Origin of the sequence: Flavobacterium nitrogenifigens, assembly GCF_003254565.1 — a bacterium.
In the GTDB taxonomy this organism is placed as follows: domain Bacteria; phylum Bacteroidota; class Bacteroidia; order Flavobacteriales; family Flavobacteriaceae; genus Flavobacterium; species Flavobacterium nitrogenifigens.
In genome coordinates, this window is the sequence record NZ_QJRI01000175.1 from 1 (window position 1) to 20641 (window position 20641).

Here is a 20641-nt window from a genome sequence, read left to right on the forward strand (position 1 = left end):
AGGACATGCTGTAGAGAAAAGAGCTATTCCTATCGGAAAGCCAATATCGAACACCCAGATTTACATATTGGATGATTCTTTGCAGATTGTTCCGATAGGAACCCCCGGAAAGCTGTTTATATCAGGGGCTGGAGTAGCGCGCGGGTATTTGAACAAGCCGGAGCTTACCCAGGAGATGATGCCTCTATACATGAAATTATGATGAGTTTGTATAGTGGTGTTACACTCCGTATTCCAACAGAGGAAGAATAAAAATAAACATCAATTTATACGTTTTTTAAAAGAAACTAAAGTATCGGTAAAAAGTGCACTAATAGGTGCACCATGCTCTGCAGAATTAACATATTTTGTAAATTTGGTAAGAAAGCCGCTGAACTGCGGATTTCAGTTTTTTCGGCAATTTGACAGGGGTGGAGCCCTTTTTTAAAGCTGGGTTCAAGAGTTTCCGGCACTTCCTAAAACTTGGAGGCCCCTGTATTCACAGGGGTCTCGTTGTCAGCGGAGAAAGAGGGATTCGAACCCCCGGACCTGTTACAGTCAACAGTTTTCAAGACTGCCGCATTCGACCGCTCTGCCATTTCTCCAGTATGTTGCTCTCATTTTCTGATTGCGAGTGCAAAGATAAGCTGTTTTTTGAATTGTGAAAATTTTTTTGGAACTATTTGCAAAGAAACTTTGATGATGTACAAAAAGAAAATTTATGGTGAAGCTAAGGGTTTCAAATTGAAGCTAAAACGGAATGAGTATAATTTGAGAGTATTAATTTGCTTGGTGAAATATTTTATTTTATAGCCAGATTTTAAGTAACAAATTGCAAAATTTGAGACATATATCTAAAAGGTATAAAAATGATGACACTTATTGCAATATTTTTTCCATGCATCTCTTTTCTTTTAAGAGGTAAAATTTTGACGTCTTTACTTTGCTTGATTTTACAGCTAACTTTAATCGGTTGGCTGCCTGCTGCGATATGGGCCGTTATATCACTTCAGAATTCTAGAGCCGACAGACGTAATGCAAGATTAATAAAAGCAATGCGAAATAGATAATTGCTTGTATGCTCACAGTATACACAAATGTGAAAAATCTAGAATTGAAAATAAAATAAAAAGGAGTTTTGAATTATATGGATTTCATAAATTAAGGAATATGCTATTTTGCAGCAGGCATTTCATTGAAAAGGATAAAATTTGTTCTTTAGATGTTTTTACATAATTTTACATATTATGTATGAAATATTCCAAAAATATCTTGAAGAAAAAACTGAATTAACTCAGGAAGAATCTCAACGTATACAATCTTTTGCCATTATTAAAAAACTTCGAAAAAGGCAATATTTATTGCAGGAAGGAGATGTCTGGAAGTACGATGCTTTCATAACTCAAGGCTGTGTAAGAACCTATACCGTTGATGATAAAGGAAGCGAACATGTAAATAGCTTCAGTATTGAAAATTGGTGGACAGGCGATCGCGAGAGTTTAATGATGCAGCAACCGTCACGATTTAATATTGATGCAATTGAAGATACAGAGCTTGTTCTTTTTACTCATGAAAATTTTGAATTGTTGTGCAGAGAAATCCCTGCTTTTAATAACATGGTTAATACTATTCTGCAAAGAAGTTTTATTGCTGCCCAAAATAGAATACAAGCTTCGCTGACTTTAACTGCAGAAGAAAAATACTTAAACTTTATAAAAAAATATCCAGGCTTTGCTTCGCGAATTCCTCAGACTATGATCGCTTCATATCTGGGAATGACGCCAGAAACATTAAGCCGTATTCGTAAACAGACCGCAAAAAAATAAACTGCAAAAGGAGCTTCTAAAGCTCCTTTTTTTATGTTCCATTTAGACTCTTGATCTATATCAAGTTTTTACTTATTTCTAATCAATGTGCAGGTTTTGCATAAAGCGCAACTTTGTAATGTTCAAAAGAAACAAACATTATAAACATTTTAATATTAGAAATCATGTCAAAAACAATTTTTATTACAGGAACAAGTACAGGTTTTGGAAAACTTACGGCTTTAACATTAGCTAATGCAGGTCACTCTGTTATTGCTGGAATGCGCAACACAAAAGATAAAAATGCAGTGCCAGCTAAAGAGCTAGAAGCAATAGAAAATATTGAAGTGGTAGATATTGACGTTACCGATGATGTATCAGCAAATAAAGCTATCGAAAAAGTAATCTCGAAATATGGAAAAATTGATGTTCTTATCAATAATGCAGCTGTAAGCGGTTTTGGTTTGCTTGAAGGCTATTCTATTGATCAGGTTCGTAAAATGTTCGACGTAAACGTATACAGTGTACTTCGTATGTATCAGGCAGTGCTTCCTTCAATGAGAAAAGAAAAAAACGGACTTGTAATTAATATTACAACAGGAGCAAGCGGACACACACTTCCTTTTATGGTTCCTTATATCGCTTCAAAACTTGTTGTAGAAAGTTTTACAGAAGGGCTTCAAGATGAGTTGGCAGATTATGGAATTGAAAACGTAAGTATTCAGCCAGGGGTTTATCCAACAGAAATGAATAATGGTTCTAAAGCCGGTATTCACGCAGACAAAACAGAAATTGTTGAAGAATATGGAGAAGCTGCAACCGAAAAATTTAATGCTTTAGGAACAGCATTATTTGGTAAAATGGCTCAATTTGATATGAATCCGCAAACTATTGCTAATGGTATTTTAGAATTGGTCAGCATGAAAAAAGGAGAAAGACCTCTTCGTTTTCCGCTAGATGCCATTGCTCAAGGAACAGATAAAGAATTTATTGAAGCTCGTGCCAATATTAAAGCAAAATGGGTAGCAGCTTATACTAATTAATTTATTCACAAAATACATTTACAATAATCATGAAAACAAATCATAAAAAATCAAACAAAAAAGTACAGACTTCAGCTGCAGCAATGCTTAATTTATTAATACTCTTTTCTGCTTCGGAAAAAACAGTGGCGCAAAATACTGCAGGAATTGTTGGGATTGATCATGTCGGAATCAATGTTCCAGACTTGAATAAAGCAGTTGCATTTTTTAACGATGTACTTGGCTTTACACCTGTAACACAGTTAGGGCCAATTCCGCTAGATGCTGAATGGAAAAAAATGAATCATATTAATCCTGCAACAGGCGCTGTTACTATAAAAATGATAAATGCGGGAAATGGAGCCAGCATTGAAGTGTTTGAATACACAGATAGCAAAGGAAGTTTGAATCATCCAAATACTGATGATATTGGAGCGTCACATATTGCTTTTTATGTAGAGGATATTAATGCGGCTGTGCAGTATTTGAAAAATAAAGGAGTTAAAGTTTTAGGAGAACCTTTTACAACGCCTTCTGGTGATACGGCTGGGGAATCATGGGTTTACTTTGAAACGCCATGGGGTTCAAAAATGGAATTAGTTTCTTATCCAAACGGAAAAGGATATGAGAAGAATAAACCTGCCAAAATTCTCTGGTCTCCTAAAAAGCAGATTGATACCCCAATTTCTGAATCTGAAATTAAATCTTTAGTTGACTCGCATCTTTTAATATGGAATGAAAAAGAAATTAAAAAACGTGAAGACTTAATGAAAAAAGTCTACAATGAAAATATTGAAATGGTAGACAGTCATTTTGTAGCTGTTGGTTATAAAGAAATAAATGAATTTATAGATGGTCTTCATAATAAAAATAAAAATTCGAGATTTTCACGCATCAAAGCAATTGATGTAAATCATAATACGGCAAGGCTTTATTGGCAGCATGGCTCTGCAGAAAAACCTGATGCGACTACTGGTATGGATCTTTTTGTTTTTGAAAATGGAAAAGTGGTTAAGTTGTATGTATTTGTAGATAATAAAAAATAAAAGGAAATGGAAAGTTCTAATCACCATGATAAAACAAAAACGACAGCAATAACAGTAAGTGCTTATTATAGAGTTCATCCAGAGGATAGACGGGTTTTTATAGATGCTGTTGTGCCCGATATGATTGCTGCCAATAAATTAGAAGGCTGTATTTATTATGCTTTTTCTCAGGATTTGACAGATGAAAATACTTTTCATCTTTTAGAAGGCTGGAGGGATGAAGAAGCATACGAAAGACATGAAACTTCTGAAATATTTTTAACTGCTTTGAGTACAGTGGTTAAAAATGTAAGGATACTAGATAGAGAAGGAGTACGTTATGAGGTTAAAAAAATGCATATTGACGATCCAAGAGGGAAAGTTTGATCATCATAGAATGTCATTAAATATTAAAATAGCCAGAGAGTTTTTTGGATATCTCTAAAAATGACGAAACCCTTAACAAAAGTTAAGGGTTTCAAATTTCAGCGGAGAAAGAGGGATTCGAACCCCCGGACCTGTTACAGTCAACAGTTTTCAAGACTGCCGCATTCGACCGCTCTGCCATTTCTCCAGTATGTCGCTATCAGTGCCTGATTGCGGGTGCAAATATAAGACGGTTTTTTGGTTATAAAAACTTTTTTCGAACTTTTTTTTGAAGTTTTTTAAGATAATTTTCAAGTGTCTAATTATCAGTATTTCCGAAAGTGGTTTTTTTTGAAAAATTAATCTAAATGGTCTAAAATTGGCGTTGGTTTTTTATGTTCGTCGACTGCAACAAACGAAAAAGTTCCTGAAACTACCGTTTCGCGAAGTTCAGAATACATCTGTTCCATAAAAATATCAACGTGAATTTTACAGCTGGTTCTTCCTACGCTATCTACTTTTGCTACTAATTCGATTAAAGTTCCCGCAGGAATTGCTTTTTTGAAATCAATTTGACCTGTCGAAATCGTAACTACTTTTTTACGGCTGAAACGTGTAGCGCAAATAAAAGCAACTTCGTCCATTAAATGAAGAGCGGTTCCTCCGAATAAAGTGTCATAATGATTTGTTGTGCTAGGAAAAACGGCTTTAAAAATACGAGTTTCTGATTTTTGGATTCTTTCTTCTACTGTTCCCATATTAATAATTAACGTATTCTGTAATTTCAAGTCCGTATCCAATCATACCCACTCGTTTTGTTTGTTCTGTATTCGAAACCAATCTGATTTTAGAAATATCTATATCATGAAGAATTTGTGCTCCGATACCGTAATCTTTGCTGTCAATAATGACTTTCGGAGCTTTTAAAGTTCCGTTAGCTTGTAACGATTTTAGCTCAGAAATTCTGTTTAAAAGATTAACAGCCGTCATATCTTGATTGATAAAAATAACAGCACCTTTTCCGTTTTCATTAATTACTTTAAACATATCGTCTAGCTGCTGTTCTGCATTGTTAGTCAATGTGCCTAATAAATCATTATTTACCTGAGAAGAGTGAATTCTTGTCAAAATTGGTTCGCCAAGATTCCAAGTTCCTTTGGTTAAAGCAATATGAATTTGTTTGTTTGTAGTTTGTTCGTAAGCTCTTAAACGGAAAGTTCCAAAACGAGTTTCGATATCAAAGTCTTCTTTTTTAACGATTAAGCTATCGTGCTGCATTCTGTAAGCAACTAAGTCTTCAATAGAAACTAATTTCAGATTGAATTTCTTAGCCACTTTAACTAATTCTGGTAAACGCGACATAGTTCCGTCTTCGTTTAAGATTTCGCAGATTACACCAGCAGGTTTAAATCCTGCAAGACGCGCAAAATCAATTGCTGCTTCAGTATGTCCCGTTCTTCTTAAGACACCGCCTTGTTTAGCAATTAAAGGGAAAATATGACCAGGACGAGCTAAATCGTGTGGTTTTGTATTTGGATCAACTAATGACTGAACTGTTTTTGACCTATCAGCAGCAGAAATTCCAGTTGTAACGCCTTGACCTTTTAAATCAACAGAAACAGTAAAAGCGGTTTCCATATGATCTGTATTGTTGGTAACCATCGCACGAAGATCTAATTCCTTGCATCGACTTTCTGTAAGTGGTGTACAAATTAAACCACGTCCATGAGTAGCCATAAAGTTGATCATTTCTGGAGTTACTTTTTCGGCAGCAGCCAAAAAATCACCTTCATTTTCACGATCTTCGTCATCGACTACAATGATTACTTTACCTTGACGAATATCTTCAATAGCTTCTTCAATGGTATTCAGTTGTATTTTTGTTGTTGACATAATTATTTTTGCTTTTGAGCAGATAAAAACCGCTCAGAGATTTTCTGAATTAGTTGTGAAATTGGGGTTGTAATTGCATCAAAATTAATTAATCCGTTATCGTTTGTAGCGCGATAGGTTAATAAAACTGCTAGCGGAGAGAGGACAAAAGATGACATCCATGATCCCATAAACGGAGTCATGCCGCCTTCTTGAGATAACCTTTTTCCGAACGTATTGATGAAATGGAAAGTAATGAAAATTAAAACGGCAAATACAATAGGAAGCCCAAGCCCTCCTTTTCTAATAATAGCGCCAAGCGGAGCTCCGATAAAGAACATTAAGAAACAAGCAAAAGCAATAACGAATTTCTCGTATAATGCATTATAGTGTTTGTTGATTTCTCGTTCCTTGTCTTTTAAATCTTTCTGCGTCGTTTCTATAGAATAAATGTTGCTGGTAATATTGCTTCCCGCCATTTTTAAAATATCAACTTTGTCTTTGTTAGAGTAAATAGACAAAACATCATTTGGAAGCGGTTTCTTTTTGATGTTTTTTTGAGTATTTCCGGGAAATCTTTTAATCCCCACTCGCTGATTGATATTTTCAGAAAAAGAAACAATTTCGTTGTCTAAATTTTTGTTCAATGAATCTAAAGTATAGCGAAGTTCATTAACATTCAACATTCCATTTGTTCCTGCAATGTTTTCTTTGCTGTCGTCAACTTTGTTTAATTCAGATAAATCGATATTGATGATCTGTGTTTTAAATTTTCCTTTTATAAAAGGCATTTTAGCACGATCCTCATATTTTTTTGGAGTAACGTCTTGATAGTAATAACCATCATTTAAAACCAATTTTAGAATACTAGATTTTTCATTACTGACTAATTCACCAGTTTTAGCTTTAATTACGGTTTTATTTTCACCCATATTATTCGCTTTCTCGTGAATAGTTACACCAGTAAGATGATTGCCGTTTTCGCCAGTCTTTTTGTTTACTTTAATGTTGTAAGTGCCAACATCGTTAAACTGACCTTCTGCGATTGCCATAGCTGGTTTAGCTTGAGCAATATTTTTTCTAAAATTGACAAATTTATATTCGGCATACGGAATAACGTTGTTTGCAAACCAAAAGGCAACAATGCTTAAAACGAAAATAAAAATAATCAGTACTCTCATTGCTCTTTGCAGTGAGATTCCAGAAGATTTCATGGCTGCGAATTCGTAATTTTCGGCCAGATTTCCGAAAGTCATGATAGATGCTAATAAAACCGAAAGCGGTAAAACCAGCGGGATAATTCGTGGCATAGAAAAAAGCAGGAATTTCACGACCAATATTAAGTCGAGATCTTTACCTGCTAGTTCTGAAATAAATAGCCATACTGTTTGCAGTATGAATATGAAAAATAAGATTACAAATACCGTAGTAAATGTAAGTAAGAATGTTTTTAATAAGTATTTGTCTAGAATTTTCAACCTTCTGATTAATCTAATTTATTGATGTAGTATTTCGGGTATTTACTCGCTACAAAGGTAAATTGATTTTTTGATAATGGCTGATTGGTTTTAAAAGAATTAACGGTTAAAGTTGTTTTTGTTCCGTTTTTTCCAGTTTCAATCAAATTGTAAATGTGTTTTGTCTGAACGTCAACACCTAACAAAATTTCTTTTCTTTGGTCTTTTCCGCTAGTTGGAACTAATTTGATATATTGAATTTTTCTTCCTTTTACATTCTGAACAATGTCCATGTTGTATTTGTAGCCAGAATTGAAGAAAGTAAGCATTTTAGAAGGAGTGATTGCGTTATCATCTTTCTCGTTTACTTTAGAAATAGTAACTTCTTCATCTTCAGGAACAATAGTGTATGTTTTTTGACCGTCAAAAATTTTAGTAACGCCCATAAAATTCAAAACGTACTGGTTTCCTTTCATTGTTACGTTTCCTTTACTGTCTTGATTGATGTTTTCTTTGGCATTATTCAAAGAATATTTAAAATCGATAACAATATTGTCGTAGCTTTTTATTTTAGAAGTTACTTCGTTCAATAAATCTTTCGCTTTTTTATCTTGAGCTTGAATAGAAGTGAAGCTCAAAAGCAAAATAATTGCCATTTGGAAGCACTTTTTAGTCATGTTTGTGATAGAATTGTTGTTGATTTCTTGAATTTTTGCTTTCATGATTGGATTAATTTTGTTCATTATTAAAAAATTGATCAAGAGCATTTAAATCTAAGATGTTTACGCTGCGTGCTTTACTGCCTTCAAACGGACCAACAATACCTGCTGCCTCAAGTTGATCGATCAAACGACCCGCTCTGTTGTATCCTAATTTTAATTTTCGTTGCAATAAAGAAGCAGAACCCTGCTGTGCATTGACAATTATCTCTGCCGCTTCTCTAAATAAAGTATCTCTTTCGGAAATATCTATATCAAGATTAATGCCACTTTCCTCTCCAACAAACTCTGGAAGCAAATAAGCTGTAGCATATGCCTTTTGTCCTCCAATAAAATCTGTAATTTTTTCAACTTCAGGAGTGTCAATGAAAGCACATTGAACACGAATTACGTCATTTCCGTTGGTGTATAATAAATCTCCGCGTCCAATAAGCTGATCAGCTCCTTGAGTATCTAAAATAGTTCTAGAGTCAATTTTTGAAGTTACTCTAAACGCAATTCTGGCAGGGAAATTGGCTTTGATTAAACCTGTAATAACGTTTACAGACGGTCTTTGTGTTGCAATAATTAAGTGAATACCAATAGCACGGGCCAATTGAGCCAGACGCGCGATCGGAACTTCAACTTCTTTTCCTGCGGTCATAATTAAATCTGCGAACTCATCGACAACCAAAACAATGTAAGGTAAAAATCGATGTCCGGCCTCTGGATTTAATTTTCTAGACTTGAATTTTTCGTTGTATTCCTTAATATTACGAACCATCGCATCTTTTAATAAAGAATAGCGATTATCCATTTCCACGCAAAGTGAATTCAGAGTATTTACAACTTTAGCATTGTCTGTAATAATAGCATCTTCCGTATCTGGAAGTTTAGCCAAATAATGTCTTTCAATTTTGTTGAAAAGCGTAAGCTCTACTTTTTTCGGATCGACTAAAACAAATTTTACTTCAGCTGGATGTTTTTTGTATAAAAGTGAAGTTAAAACTGCGTTTAATCCAACAGATTTTCCTTGTCCAGTTGCTCCAGCCATCAATAAGTGAGGCATTTTGGCAAGGTCGACAACAAAAGTTTCGTTCGAAATGGTTTTTCCTAATGCAATTGGCAATTCCATTTCGGCTTCTTGGAACTTTGCGGCTCCAATAACGCTCTTCATAGAAACCATAGTTGGGTTCTTGTTCGGAACCTCAATACCGATAGTACCTTTTCCTGGAATTGGCGCAATAATACGAATTCCTAGTGCTGACAATGATAAAGCGATATCGTCTTCTAAACTCTTAATTTTAGAAATTCTGATTCCTGCTTCTGGTACAATTTCATATAAAGTAACCGATGGCCCAACGGTTGCTTTAATTTGTGCAATTTCAATTTTGTAGTTACGAAGTGTATCTACAATTCTGTTTTTATTTTCTTCTAATTCTTCCTGATTAATTGTAATTCCGCCTGTTGAATACTCTTTTAGTAGATCGATAGTTGGGAATTTGTAATTGGATAAATCCAAGGTCGGATCAAATAATCCGAAATCGGCAACTAGGCGAGAAGCTAAGTTTTCTTCGATAATATCTTCTTCCTCTGCTTTTTCAATTACAAATGCTTCATCAGGAGAAACTAATGGCAATTCTTGTTTTGGTGTAATTGGCTTTAAAACTGGATTTAACTCAATTTCAGATGAATGAGAAATAGTTGGCTTTAAAGCTTCTTTATTAATTTCGAATTGAGAATCGACAGTTTTTATGTGAATGTTATCCAATTCAGGATCGTCTTCTTCTTGTTTTTCTTCTACAATTGCAAATTCTTCCAGATTATAAGCACTTTCCGGCTGATTTACAGCTGGTTTTAATGTGTCTAATTCTGATTTGAATTCTTTTTTTGTCGAATCAAAATACGATTGAATTTTTTCTGGCGATAATTTGATTTTGAAAATCAGATAAATGATTAAACCAAAAAGCAGTGTAAGCAGTGTACCTGTTTTTCCGATATAATCTTGAAGGAATAAATTTAATTCATAACCAATAGTTCCGCCTAATTCTGGTGCCGAAGTAGCAAAGAAACCAAATAAGACAGAAACAACGATAATAGCAAAAATATCCCAAAACCAAGTGTTTTTAAGTTTTTGAGTCGAAAGCTCCAATGCTAAAAACATTCCGGTAAGGAAAAATAAACGTACGAAAATGAAAGAGGCAAGTCCAAAGCCTCTGTAAATAATTAAATCTGCTAGATAAGCCCCAAATTTTCCGAGCCAGTTCTCAGCAACTTCAGTGCGATCTCCAAGTTGGTCTACAACACTTTGGTCGTTTTGCCATTGTCCATTAACATAAAAAGAAATAAATGCGACTAATAGTGCAATAGAAAAAAGTACCAAAAGACATCCTAAAACAAATTTTTGTTGTTTAGAAATTTTAAAAGATCTTTTATTCCCTTCTTGTTTGTCGTTTTTTTTATCTACAGTTTCTTTTTTATTTTTTGCCATTCTTGCGTTTTCCTTTGCCTAAATAAATTTTGGAATATAAATAATCAAGCCTATTGCAATTGCAGTCATTGCGGCAAAAAATACCGCTCCGGCAGCAATATCTTTAATAAATCCGATTCGTCTGCTGTAATCAGGATGGATGAAATCGGCAATTTTTTCAACTGCTGTATTTAATCCTTCGACAGCTAAAACTAAACCAATGGCTAAGGTTTGACATAGCCATTCGGTTTGAGAAATATGAAAATAGAACCCAGCAATCGTCATGATAATTCCCAATGAGAATTGAACCATAATGCTGTGCTCTGTCTTAATCAATTTTACAGCTCCGTTAAAAGCATAAGTCATACTTTTTAATCGGCCTGTAACAAATGTATTATCTTTTTGAAACTCCATTTATTGGAAAATATTATAGTGCTGCTAAAGCTGCTTCGTAATTTGGTTCGTTTGCAATTTCTGCTACTTGTTCTGTATGAACGATTTTTCCGTTGGCATCAACAACAATGATTGCTCTTGAGTGTAAACCTGCTAAAGGCCCGTCAACGATTTCTAATCCGTTTGCTTTACCAAAAGCACCAGTTTGAAAATCTGATAAGTTTACCACATTTTCTAAACCTTCAGCACCACAGAAACGTTTTTGAGCGAAAGGTAAATCTCTAGAAATACATAATACGGTTGTGTTTTCCAATCCGCTTGCACTTGCGTTGAAAGTTCTAACAGACGTTGCGCAAGTTCCTGTATCAACACTTGGGAAAATATTTAAAACTAATTTTTTACCAGCAAAATTGCTTAAAGATGCAACTGATAAATCGTTTTGAACTAATTTGAAGTCAGCTAGTTGTGATCCAACTGCTGGTAATTCGCCTGATGTATGAACTGGATTTCCTCCTAATGTGATAGATGCCATGATTTTTGATTAAAATTAATGAGGCTCAAAAGTAAGGATTAATATTTTAATCTAAAAGTATTTGTTAAGGGTTTAAGGAGAGATTAAGGATCGTTTTTGGATAGCCACGAATTCACGAATTTATCTAAATAATTTTAGATTTTAGATGGTAAATTTTGGATTTATTGTGCATGTCAGGCTGAACGGAGTCGAAGCCCACGCATAGCAAATCATCAAAGATTATCAATATAAAATGGGAAGCTACTCATGTGGGCTTCGACTCCGCTCAGCCTGACAAAGATTTCGTAAAACTGTGACTGAATACTGCAACTGAACACTGTAAACTAAAAAAAGCGTCCCTAAATTAGAAACGCTTTCTCAGCTTTATTTTTTTATTTATTCTTGGGAGGAGGTCGATTTATTTATCGATTGAACCTAAAACACGTTTCATGAACGTATTTAGAGCTTCTTTTTTATCAGTTCCTTGAGCAACTAATTTTTGCACTTCAAGGGCACCATACATATTTGAAATCAATTCACCAATTACGTCCAATTCTTCGTCTTTTAGAGAAGGAATTTCAGTCATCGCTTCTAGAACTTCGATTGTTTCAATGATATAATCCTGATCGTTTTCTTCGATGAATTGTGTTAAATGCTTAATTACTGGTAATTTCATAGTTTAGACTTCTTAGATTTTTAGACTTGTTTAGACATTCTTAGACTTTTTTAAAGATTTAGACAACTTCTAAGAAGTCTAAAAATCTAAGTCAGTCTAACGATCTAAAATTAAACAATAGCGTTTACTAAGTCAATTAATACTTCTTGTTTGTTAGTTTGCGTTTCGCCAACTAATTGTCCGTTTACGAAAGTAGCAAATGTTGGCAAGTTGCTCACATTAGCTAATTTTCTAGACTCAGGAGAATTTTCTGCATCAACCAAAACAAAAGTGATAGCTTCATTTTCTGTAGCTAATTTTTTGAATTTTGGTTTCATAATACGACAATTTCCACACCATGAAGCTGAATATTGTACTACTACTTTTTCGTTTTTAGCAACTAAATCTGCTAACGTATCTTCGTTTAAGTCGATTAACATTTGTTTTTTTTTAAGGTGCTAAGTCGCTGAGGTACTAAGGTTCTAAGTTTTTAGTCCTTAGTCCATAAAATGACTTAACGTTAAAATTATTTTTTGAGATTTAAAAGTCATCAAGGTTCTAAGATTCTAAGTGTTAGTCTTAGAACCCAATGACTGTATTGTAGAATTGCATTTTAAGTTTCAAAAGTTTAGTTAAAAAAGCTTAGAAGCTTAGCAACTTAGAACCTCAGAACCTTAAAAAGCAGCTTAGTTAGCGCTTAAGTATTCAGCAGTACTGATTCTGTCTGCAGACATTGCTTCTTTACCAGCTTCCCAGTTTGCTGGACAAACTTCACCTTTAGTTTGGATGTGAGTGTAAGCGTCAACCATTCTTAAGTATTCGTTTACGTTACGTCCTAATGGCATATCGTTTACGCTTTCGTGGAAGATTTTTCCAGTTTCGTCGATTAGGTAAGTCGCTCTGTAAGTTACGTTTGAACCTTCGATGATAACTGAATCAGTATCTTCGCTATAGCTTGTAGATTCGATATCAAGAATACCTAAAATGTTAGCTAAGTTACGGTTTGTATCTGCTAAAATTGGGTAAGTAACACCTTCGATTCCACCATTGTTTTTTGGAGTATTTAACCAAGCAAAGTGAACTTCGTTAGTATCGCAAGAAGCACCAATTACGATAGTATTTCTTTTTTCAAATTCTGGTAATGCAGCTTGAAAGGCGTGTAATTCAGTTGGGCAAACAAAAGTGAAATCTTTTGGGTACCAAAACAATAATACTTTTTTGTTGTTGTTTACTGCTTCTTCAAAAATGTTGATTTTTAAATTGTCACCCATTTCTGAGATAGCATCTACTGCAATACTTGGGAATTTTTTTCCTACTAAAGACATAATTTTCGTTTTACGTTTAATATTTATTTGCTGCAAAAATAGGGCATAAGTACAGGTTCTTACAATAAGATGTGATTATAAAAATTTATAAGTTAATAAGTTTTGGCTATTTTCAGTTGTAATTTATTGAATGTCAATATTTACGGGTAAAGCGCCGTTGAAATTATTTTTTTCTAAAAATTGAACTCCCGCTGTTTTTTGAAATTCTTCAAAATCTTGATACGCCTGAATTAATCCTGAAGCTTTTTTTAGGTTAGGAATTAAAGGCAATGCATACGGATTTCCGAAAACAAAAACAATACACTTTTTGGTTTGCAATAGTTTAGAAAGCAAGTTTAAAACTTCGTCATCAATTTCGAAATTATTTAGCGGTTTTGCTTTTGGAACAAATAATGAAATGATAATCGTTTCAAAATTTTCTAATTCTTTTTGGATTAATGGAATATCCGAAACTTCTAAATTTTCAAAAGCAAATTCTGGCGAATTAAGTTTTGTATTTAAAGTTTTGAAAAATGTATTTTCAGTATTTTTATATAAACTTAGTTTGGCTAATTTGTTGTTTTTCTGAGCTTCAAAAGCTAATTCTGAACTTGAATTATCAATGATTGTTGTAATCGCATTTTGAGCAATTTCCAGGTTTAATTTTGATGTTTTTTCGAAATCTAATTCGCCCGAAATAGCTGTATTTCCAGAAAGAATTCCAGCTTTTTCTTTGGCTTTCATGATTCGGTTATAGCTTTCAAAAATGCGATCTGGAGAAGCGTTTTTATAAATAGCTTCAATTCCTTCAGGAACATTTTCAGCGAAGCATAAAATATCATTTCCTGCATTGAAAGCTTCCCATTCTAATTGGCCTTTGCTTTCGTACAATTTAGAAACGCTGTGCATGTTCAGGGCATCAGAAATTACCAAACCATCATAACCTAATTTGTCACGCAAAAGATCCTGAATAACGGCTTTTGATAAAGTGGCAGAAGTATCTTTTCCGTCGTTTAAACTCGGAACAGCCAAATGTCCAATCATAATCGAATCGACATTGTTTTCGATTCCTTTAATGAATGGATATAATTCGTTATCCATTAATTCTTCTAAAGTTTCTTTCAAAACAGGCAATCCTAAATGCGAATCGACATTCGTATTTCCGTGTCCTGGAAAATGTTTCAGACAGCCTAAAACACCAACTTCCGACATTCCTTTTAAATATTCAATAGAAAAATCGGCTACTTTCTTTTTATCTTCTCCAAAAGAACGATAACCAATAACGGGATTATTTGGATTGTTGTTAATGTCAGCCAAAGGCGATAAATTATACTGAATTCCAGCAGCTTTTAAATCTAAACCAATTTGTTTTCCAGCTTCGTAAACTAAGTTTGCTTTGTTTTCTGGTAAAGCGCCAAGCGTAATAGCATACGGATATTGCGGTGTTTTTTCAATTCGCATCGCCAATCCCCATTCTGCATCAATACTGATTAAAAGCGGAGTAGAAGCTGCTTTTTGATAACGAACAATCAGAGCTTTGATTTTTTCGTAGCTATTGTCATTAAAAACTACTTTTTTCTTGCTTTCGTAATTGGTTGCAGCACTCGCACGGCTGTGAAAAAAGGTCAGTCCGCCAATATTATGCTCTTTTATAAGGCGTTCGGTTTCCTGAATATTTTCTTCGGTATCGTTGATGAATACTGCTGGAAAGAAAAATTGTCCTATTTTTTGTCGTAATGCTTCGGCTGTGATTTTCATTATTATAAAGTCTTTTTCATGCAAACACTATTATCCATTTTTTCGTAAGGAGGATAATTGGGAATGATGGTATAATTTAATTTTTGATATAAGTTGATGGCTTCTGGCTGATTTTTTCCAGTTTCCAAAATAGTATAGGTATAACCCACTTCTTTTGCCCAGATTTCAAGTGCTGCTAAAACGGCAGAAGCGATTCCTTTTTTTCTGTGATCTGGATGAACATACATTCGTTTAATTTCTGTTGTTCCAGGTTCTTTTTCGCGAAAAGCGCCACAGCCAACAGGAATTCCGTTTTCGTAATAAACAATCGTGTGTTTTATTTTATCGGTTTTATTGAACTGATTATAAAACGCGTGATCTTCGCCATCTCTAATTGCTAAATCCTGGTCTAATAAAACAACCAGATTTATAAAATCGATATCGTCTGAATTTGTACGTTTTAAAGTAACCATGCCAAATAAATTTAGTTATCTTGTTTTTACCATTAAGGCATTAAGTTCATAAAGCTGTGGCTTAAATTGCTTAATGTCTTAATGGTAAAAATTATTTCAACTTTGCTTTCTTTTGTTTAGCCAATTGTTTTTTGGTTTCAAGAGCTTTTTCCAATCGGTTTTTAAAACGGAAAAGTTTCGGTAATCCTTCCAATCGGTCTTCAATTGTGATAATTTCATAAACCACAATTGCTTTTTCTAAAACTCGAATTTCATTTTCGAGGTCGTTTTCGTTTTTGTAGATCGTAGCTAGTCGATCGTACGGGTGATTTCCTTTAAAGCCTTCTGCAACATTTTCTTCATACAACTCAATCGCTTTTTCAAGATTTCCATTTTTTTCGAACTCCGATCCTTTCAGATTGCGTTCGTTCTGCAAATTCTCATTGATTTCCATAGGTAAAGTTTGATTTGGGGTTTAAACTTCTTCTGATTTCTTCCCAAAATCTTTTGGGAAAGTTAAAAAACGTGATAAAATAAGACCTGGAATTGTAGCTATTAAAACCCAAATAAAGAAGTTTCCATAGCCTAAATATTGTTGAATGTAGCCACTTAACATTCCTGGCAGCATCATTCCCATTGCCATAAATCCTGTTGCCAATGCATAATGTGCAGTTTTTGATTCTCCTTCGGCAACATGGATTAAATACATCATAAATGCCGTAAAACCAAAACCATAGCCAAATTGTTCTAAAATAACGACGATATAAATGTAATAAATTGAGGTTGGGTGAAAAAATGCTAATAGAATAAAGCCAATAATTGGTAAATGCATGGCTAAAAACATTGGAAACATCCATTTGGTAAGGCCATGTCGTGAAATGGCAATTCCTCCCAGAATTCCTCCTAAAGTCAATGCAGCAACTCCAAATGTTCCGTAAATGATTCCAACGGCTTCGGTGTCTAATCCCATTCCTCCAAGTTCTTTAGAATCTAGTAAAAAAGGACTTAACATTTTTAGCAATTGCGATTCTCCTAATCTGAAAACTAAAACAAAGGCAAGAATTAATCCGATTTGTTTTTTCTTGAAGAAACTGATAAATATCGTTCCAAAGTTTTGATGTGATGTTTCTTTATTGCTCTCTACAACATTGATTTCATTTTTTGGTGTGAAAATGAAATTGTAAGCAGTAATAAACATCATCAATAAACCTACACAAATCATGGTATACGACCATGCTTTGGTGTTGTCTCCAAATTTATGTTCCAAATATCCGGCAAAAAGTACTACCAAACCGTTTCCTGCAAGCATAGAAAGTCTGTAAAAAGTACTTCTGATTCCGATAAAGAAAGATTGTTTGTCTTCTGGTAAAACCAATAAATAAAAGCCATCAGTTGCAATATCATTGGAAGCCGAAGCAAAAGCGGCAACCCAGAAAATGGATAATGTCATGATGAAAAATCCGTTGAGCGGAATCGTGAAACCAACTAGCAGAAAAGCAATCGAAATGATTAATTGCATTAGCAGAAACCATTTTCTCTTGGTTCCGATCAATTCAATTAGCGGACTCCAAAGCGGTTTAATAACCCACGGCAGATAGAGCAAACTGGTATAGACGCCAATGTCTTCGTTAGAAATTCCTAGATTTTTGTACATAATTACCGAAACCGAAATAATTATGGCATACGGTAATCCTGAAGCGAAGTTTAGAAGCGGAATCCAAAACCAAGGTTTGTTATCTGTTTTCATTAGGTTGATTTGGTGTATAGTTTTTATAAGGTTTTTTTAGGTCAATAGCAGTTGGAGTACTTTCATTAGCATAATAATCAATAAAAGTTACAGCACAGGCTTTGTAAAGATTTAGTTTTCCGGCCGCTATTGCGAAAGTAATTTTTCCGTCAACTTCTTTTACCGTTACTTTTTCGATAATTTTTGTAGCATCGTTAATATCGATTTTCGAAATATGTTCGCCTCCATAAACCACCATATAACGAACCTTTGTATTTAACGGACTTTGGAATGTGAAGTTATATTTAATGCTATCCTTACTATATTCCAAAACTTTTGGAGTATCGATAATGACGTGTTTTAAATTTGGAACTGCCGCAGGAAGTGCAGGATATTTATATTGGTTTTCTTCTAAATGACGAACTACATCAAAGTTTTTGCCCATAAACCATTTTGAACTGAAATAAGCGCTTCCAGAAACATTTTTAAAAGTTCTAAGAAGATCAATCTGATTTGGAATTTCGGTCATATAGTTCCAGTTTTTATCACCGTCAGCTCTAATTTTGTAGGTAGCGTGACCGATATAAATAGCTGTATTATTGGAGTTTTCAGACCACCATTTTACCAATTTAGAATAAGAAGCTCTCGTATTGTTCATGCTCCAGTATAATTGTGGCAGAATATAATCGATCCATTTTTGATCCATCCAAAGCATTGGATCTGCGTATAAATCATCGTAATTTGAAGTAGACTGAGTTTCAGAACCTCTTGGATCTTGATATTTGTTTCGCCAAACTCCAAACGGACTAATTCCGAATTGAACCCAAGGCTTACTTTCTTTTATAGTGTTTGAAATAGCATGAACAAAATTGCTCACATTGGCACGGCGCCAATCTGAACGGCTTAAGCCTGCGCCATATTTTTGATAAGAAGCGTTATCATTAAAGACTTTTCCTGGAACAGCGTAAGGATAAAAATAATCGTCAAAATGAATTGCGTCAACATCATATTTGTCAACCACTTCTTTAACGACTTTGGTTAAATGCGCCTGAACTTCTGGAAGCGCAGGATCGTAATAGTATTTTCCGCCGTATTCGATCATCCATTCTGGATGTTTAAAAAGATCGTGGTTTGGACTTAAAAGATTTTTATTCAAATCGAAAGTAGCACGATACGGATTTAGCCAAGCGTGAAATTCAAATCCGCGGTTATGCGCCTGTTCAATCATCCAAGCCAAAGTATCGTAATATGGGTTTGGAGCCAAACCTTCTTTTCCTGTCAAAAATCGTGACCAAGGCGCAAATTCTGAAGGATAAATAGCATCGCCCACGCTTCTAATCTGAACAATAACAGCGTTATAATTCAGTTTTTTGTAAGCTTCTAAAATTTCAAGATAATCAGCTTTTTCTTTTTCTACGTTGTCTGTCGCTTTTTGTGGCCAGTCAATGTTTACGACTGTTGCAATCCAGACACCTCTAAATTCATTTTTAGGATGCAGTATTTTTTCCTGAGAAAAAGAATTCCATCCAAAGAAAAATAAAAATATGATAGAGTATAGTAAGTGCTGATTTTTATGCATTTCAATCTTTTTAAACAAAAACCAAAAATAGTTTTTTTAGCTGATTATAATTAATAACGTTGGGTTTTTTCCGCCACGAATTCACGAATTATTTTTTTTCAAAGTTTTTCCGCCACGAATTCACGAATTATTTTTTTCAAAGTTTTTCCGCCACGAATTCACGAATTTTATTTTTTCAAAGTTTTTCCGCCACGAATTCACGAATTATTTTTTTCAAAGTTTTTCCGCCATGAATTCACGAATTATTTTTTTTCAAAGATTAAATATAATCCAAGTAATTACAATTCGTTTAATTAATAACGTTTTTTCCGCATAGATTTTTAAATAAATTCGTGAATTCGTGGCTATCTTTTAATCTGGGAAAGAAATTTTCCCCATGGTTACTGATGGAATTCCTTTTTGTGAACCAAAATTGTAATTTCCGCCTGCAACCGTTTCATTAGCCAAAACAGCAAATAAAACCGCTTCTTTTGCATCGCCTGAAATTCCGAGAACGTCGCTTTTTTCAAATTTACAAGACAATAATTCCTGTAACCACTTCACCAATAACGGATTTCGAGCGCCACCGCCAGACATATAAACTGTAAACTCTTCGATTGGTGTTTTAGTATTTTCTACAACAAACAAAACCGCTTCGGCAATCGTTTCTGCACTCAGACGTGTTAAAGTGGCCAGCAAATCTGGTGCCGAAATATTCTGTAAGCCTAGTTTTACCAAAGCCGAATTCACAAATTCATGATTAAACAATTCCTGACCGATTGTTTTTGGAAAGCTTTGTTTGAAGAAAGGATCACTTTTTAATTCGCTTAAAAGTTCCTGATTTACAGTTCCCTTTTTAGCAATTTCGGCGTCTTTGTCGAAACTTTTTTCTGGGAAAAATTGTTTGGTAAAAATATCGATTAAAGTATTTGCGGTTCCCGTATCGGTTACAAAGACTTCTTCGGCGTTTTGAGAAGCGGGCAAATAAGTGAAATTGGCGATTCCTCCCATGTTAAGCATAATTCGGTTTTCTCCTTTTTTGCTGAATAATAAATAATCGCCATAAACAGCCAAAGGCGCGCCTTCGCCACCCGCAGCAACGTGTTTTTGTCTGAAATCTGATAAAGTGATAATTCCCGTTTTTACCGCAATATGATCGCCGTCTCCAATCTGTAAAGTCGCATTTGGAAATTTTTCCTGCTGATGCAAAAACTTTGGCGCGTGCAGAACCGTTTGTCCGTGCGAAGCAATCAAATCGACTTCGGTTGCGGGAATATTCCATTTTGCTAGACAATCATTAATCATTCCTGCATGTAAATCAGCGATCCATTCGTTTAATAAAACCAAATGCTGAAAATCGATTGTTTTCTGCGCAAATACTTTTCTAATCTCGGTTTTAATATCGTCGTTGTAGTCGATGGTTTCAAACTGCTGGATTTTGACAACCGTATTTCCACCTTCGCCCGAAACTTCACACATTGCTAAGTCAAGTCCGTCAAGTGAAGTTCCTGACATTAAACCGAGTATTTTTCGGGTTTCTTTTTGAGCTATATTGTAGAGGGCTTTTATATTTTTATTCATTTTGATGGAATGCTTTTTTGATAATGCTAA

Annotated in this window: 22 protein-coding genes and 2 tRNA genes; 6 read left to right on the forward strand and 18 right to left on the reverse strand. The window is 34.4% G+C overall.

What is annotated here, in order from left to right:
• The coding region (locus tag DM397_RS11955; RefSeq protein WP_162615483.1) for an AMP-binding protein at nucleotides 1-202 on the forward strand (202 nt) is incomplete at its 5' end.
• Nucleotides 203-499: 297 nt separating this feature from the next.
• On the opposite strand, the gene DM397_RS11960 is transcribed toward DM397_RS11955, so the two are convergent.
• Nucleotides 500-584, reverse strand: a tRNA-Ser gene (locus tag DM397_RS11960).
• 267 nt (nucleotides 585-851) lie between these two features.
• On the opposite strand from DM397_RS11960, the gene DM397_RS11965 reads away from it, so the two are divergent.
• The 5 genes from DM397_RS11965 (at nucleotide 852) to DM397_RS11985 (ending at nucleotide 4218) form a co-directional block, all read left to right on the forward strand.
• Entirely contained in the window at nucleotides 852-1049 is a 198-nt protein-coding gene (locus DM397_RS11965; RefSeq protein WP_111377759.1) for a YqaE/Pmp3 family membrane protein, read from the forward strand.
• 177 nt (nucleotides 1050-1226) lie between these two features.
• Complete coding sequence (locus DM397_RS11970) at nucleotides 1227-1805, forward strand: Crp/Fnr family transcriptional regulator (protein WP_111377760.1); 579 nt, start codon at nucleotides 1227-1229, stop codon at nucleotides 1803-1805.
• A 164-nt stretch (nucleotides 1806-1969) separates the two neighbouring features.
• Entirely contained in the window at nucleotides 1970-2827 is an 858-nt protein-coding gene (locus tag DM397_RS11975) for an SDR family NAD(P)-dependent oxidoreductase (RefSeq protein WP_111377761.1), read from the forward strand.
• A gap of 29 nt (nucleotides 2828-2856) precedes the next feature.
• Complete coding sequence (locus DM397_RS11980) at nucleotides 2857-3852, forward strand: VOC family protein (protein ID WP_111377762.1); 996 nt, start codon at nucleotides 2857-2859, stop codon at nucleotides 3850-3852.
• A gap of 6 nt (nucleotides 3853-3858) precedes the next feature.
• Nucleotides 3859-4218: a putative quinol monooxygenase gene (locus DM397_RS11985; RefSeq protein WP_111377763.1), complete on the forward strand. Its 360-nt coding sequence runs from the start codon at nucleotides 3859-3861 to the stop codon at nucleotides 4216-4218.
• 102 nt (nucleotides 4219-4320) lie between these two features.
• Here DM397_RS11985 and DM397_RS11990 read toward each other — a convergent pair.
• The 17 genes from DM397_RS11990 to DM397_RS12070 form a co-directional block, all read right to left on the reverse strand.
• A tRNA-Ser gene (locus DM397_RS11990) sits at nucleotides 4321-4405 on the reverse strand.
• 151 nt (nucleotides 4406-4556) lie between these two features.
• A complete protein-coding gene (locus tag DM397_RS11995; RefSeq protein ID WP_111377764.1) occupies nucleotides 4557-4955 on the reverse strand; it encodes an acyl-CoA thioesterase in 399 nt (132 codons plus the stop codon).
• A 1-nt stretch (nucleotide 4956) separates the two neighbouring features.
• Entirely contained in the window at nucleotides 4957-6090 is a 1134-nt protein-coding gene (ribB, locus tag DM397_RS12000) for a 3,4-dihydroxy-2-butanone-4-phosphate synthase (RefSeq protein WP_162536276.1), read from the reverse strand.
• 2 nt (nucleotides 6091-6092) lie between these two features.
• Nucleotides 6093-7547, reverse strand: coding sequence for an LptF/LptG family permease (locus DM397_RS12005; protein WP_111377766.1), 1455 nt, complete (start codon nucleotides 7545-7547; stop codon nucleotides 6093-6095).
• A gap of 8 nt (nucleotides 7548-7555) precedes the next feature.
• On the reverse strand, nucleotides 7556-8248 hold the full coding sequence (locus DM397_RS12010) for a LolA family protein (RefSeq protein ID WP_111377989.1): 693 nt from the start codon (nucleotides 8246-8248) through the stop codon (nucleotides 7556-7558).
• Nucleotides 8249-8255: 7 nt separating this feature from the next.
• A complete protein-coding gene (locus DM397_RS12015; RefSeq protein ID WP_111377767.1) occupies nucleotides 8256-10715 on the reverse strand; it encodes a DNA translocase FtsK in 2460 nt (819 codons plus the stop codon).
• Nucleotides 10716-10733: 18 nt separating this feature from the next.
• A complete protein-coding gene (locus DM397_RS12020) occupies nucleotides 10734-11108 on the reverse strand; it encodes a diacylglycerol kinase (RefSeq protein WP_111377768.1) in 375 nt (124 codons plus the stop codon).
• Between the two features lie 13 nt (nucleotides 11109-11121).
• The gene (gene tpx / locus DM397_RS12025) at nucleotides 11122-11619 is read right to left on the reverse strand and encodes a thiol peroxidase (RefSeq protein ID WP_111377769.1); all 498 of its coding nucleotides are present in this window, start codon (nucleotides 11617-11619) and stop codon (nucleotides 11122-11124) included.
• Between the two features lie 397 nt (nucleotides 11620-12016).
• Complete coding sequence (locus DM397_RS12030; protein ID WP_008462029.1) at nucleotides 12017-12274, reverse strand: DUF6952 family protein; 258 nt, start codon at nucleotides 12272-12274, stop codon at nucleotides 12017-12019.
• Nucleotides 12275-12384: 110 nt separating this feature from the next.
• On the reverse strand, nucleotides 12385-12693 hold the full coding sequence (locus DM397_RS12035) for a thioredoxin family protein (protein ID WP_008462030.1): 309 nt from the start codon (nucleotides 12691-12693) through the stop codon (nucleotides 12385-12387).
• A gap of 246 nt (nucleotides 12694-12939) precedes the next feature.
• Nucleotides 12940-13578, reverse strand: a complete 639-nt coding sequence (locus tag DM397_RS12040) for a peroxiredoxin (protein ID WP_012024184.1) — start codon at nucleotides 13576-13578, stop codon at nucleotides 12940-12942.
• A gap of 123 nt (nucleotides 13579-13701) precedes the next feature.
• Nucleotides 13702-15315, reverse strand: a complete 1614-nt coding sequence (locus DM397_RS12045) for a glycoside hydrolase family 3 protein (protein ID WP_111377770.1) — start codon at nucleotides 15313-15315, stop codon at nucleotides 13702-13704.
• 2 nt (nucleotides 15316-15317) lie between these two features.
• Nucleotides 15318-15767: a GNAT family N-acetyltransferase gene (locus DM397_RS12050; protein ID WP_111377771.1), complete on the reverse strand. Its 450-nt coding sequence runs from the start codon at nucleotides 15765-15767 to the stop codon at nucleotides 15318-15320.
• Between the two features lie 91 nt (nucleotides 15768-15858).
• Nucleotides 15859-16200: a tetratricopeptide repeat protein gene (locus DM397_RS12055; RefSeq protein WP_111377772.1), complete on the reverse strand. Its 342-nt coding sequence runs from the start codon at nucleotides 16198-16200 to the stop codon at nucleotides 15859-15861.
• A 21-nt stretch (nucleotides 16201-16221) separates the two neighbouring features.
• The gene (locus tag DM397_RS12060) at nucleotides 16222-17493 is read right to left on the reverse strand and encodes an MFS transporter (RefSeq protein ID WP_111377773.1); all 1272 of its coding nucleotides are present in this window, start codon (nucleotides 17491-17493) and stop codon (nucleotides 16222-16224) included.
• Entirely contained in the window at nucleotides 17480-19051 is a 1572-nt protein-coding gene (locus tag DM397_RS12065) for a glycoside hydrolase family 10 protein (RefSeq protein ID WP_111377774.1), read from the reverse strand. The genes DM397_RS12060 and DM397_RS12065 overlap by 14 nt, the downstream gene beginning before the upstream one ends.
• 351 nt (nucleotides 19052-19402) lie before the next feature.
• Nucleotides 19403-20611, reverse strand: a complete 1209-nt coding sequence (locus tag DM397_RS12070; protein WP_111377775.1) for an anhydro-N-acetylmuramic acid kinase — start codon at nucleotides 20609-20611, stop codon at nucleotides 19403-19405.
• Nucleotides 20612-20641: the final 30 nt, after the last annotated feature.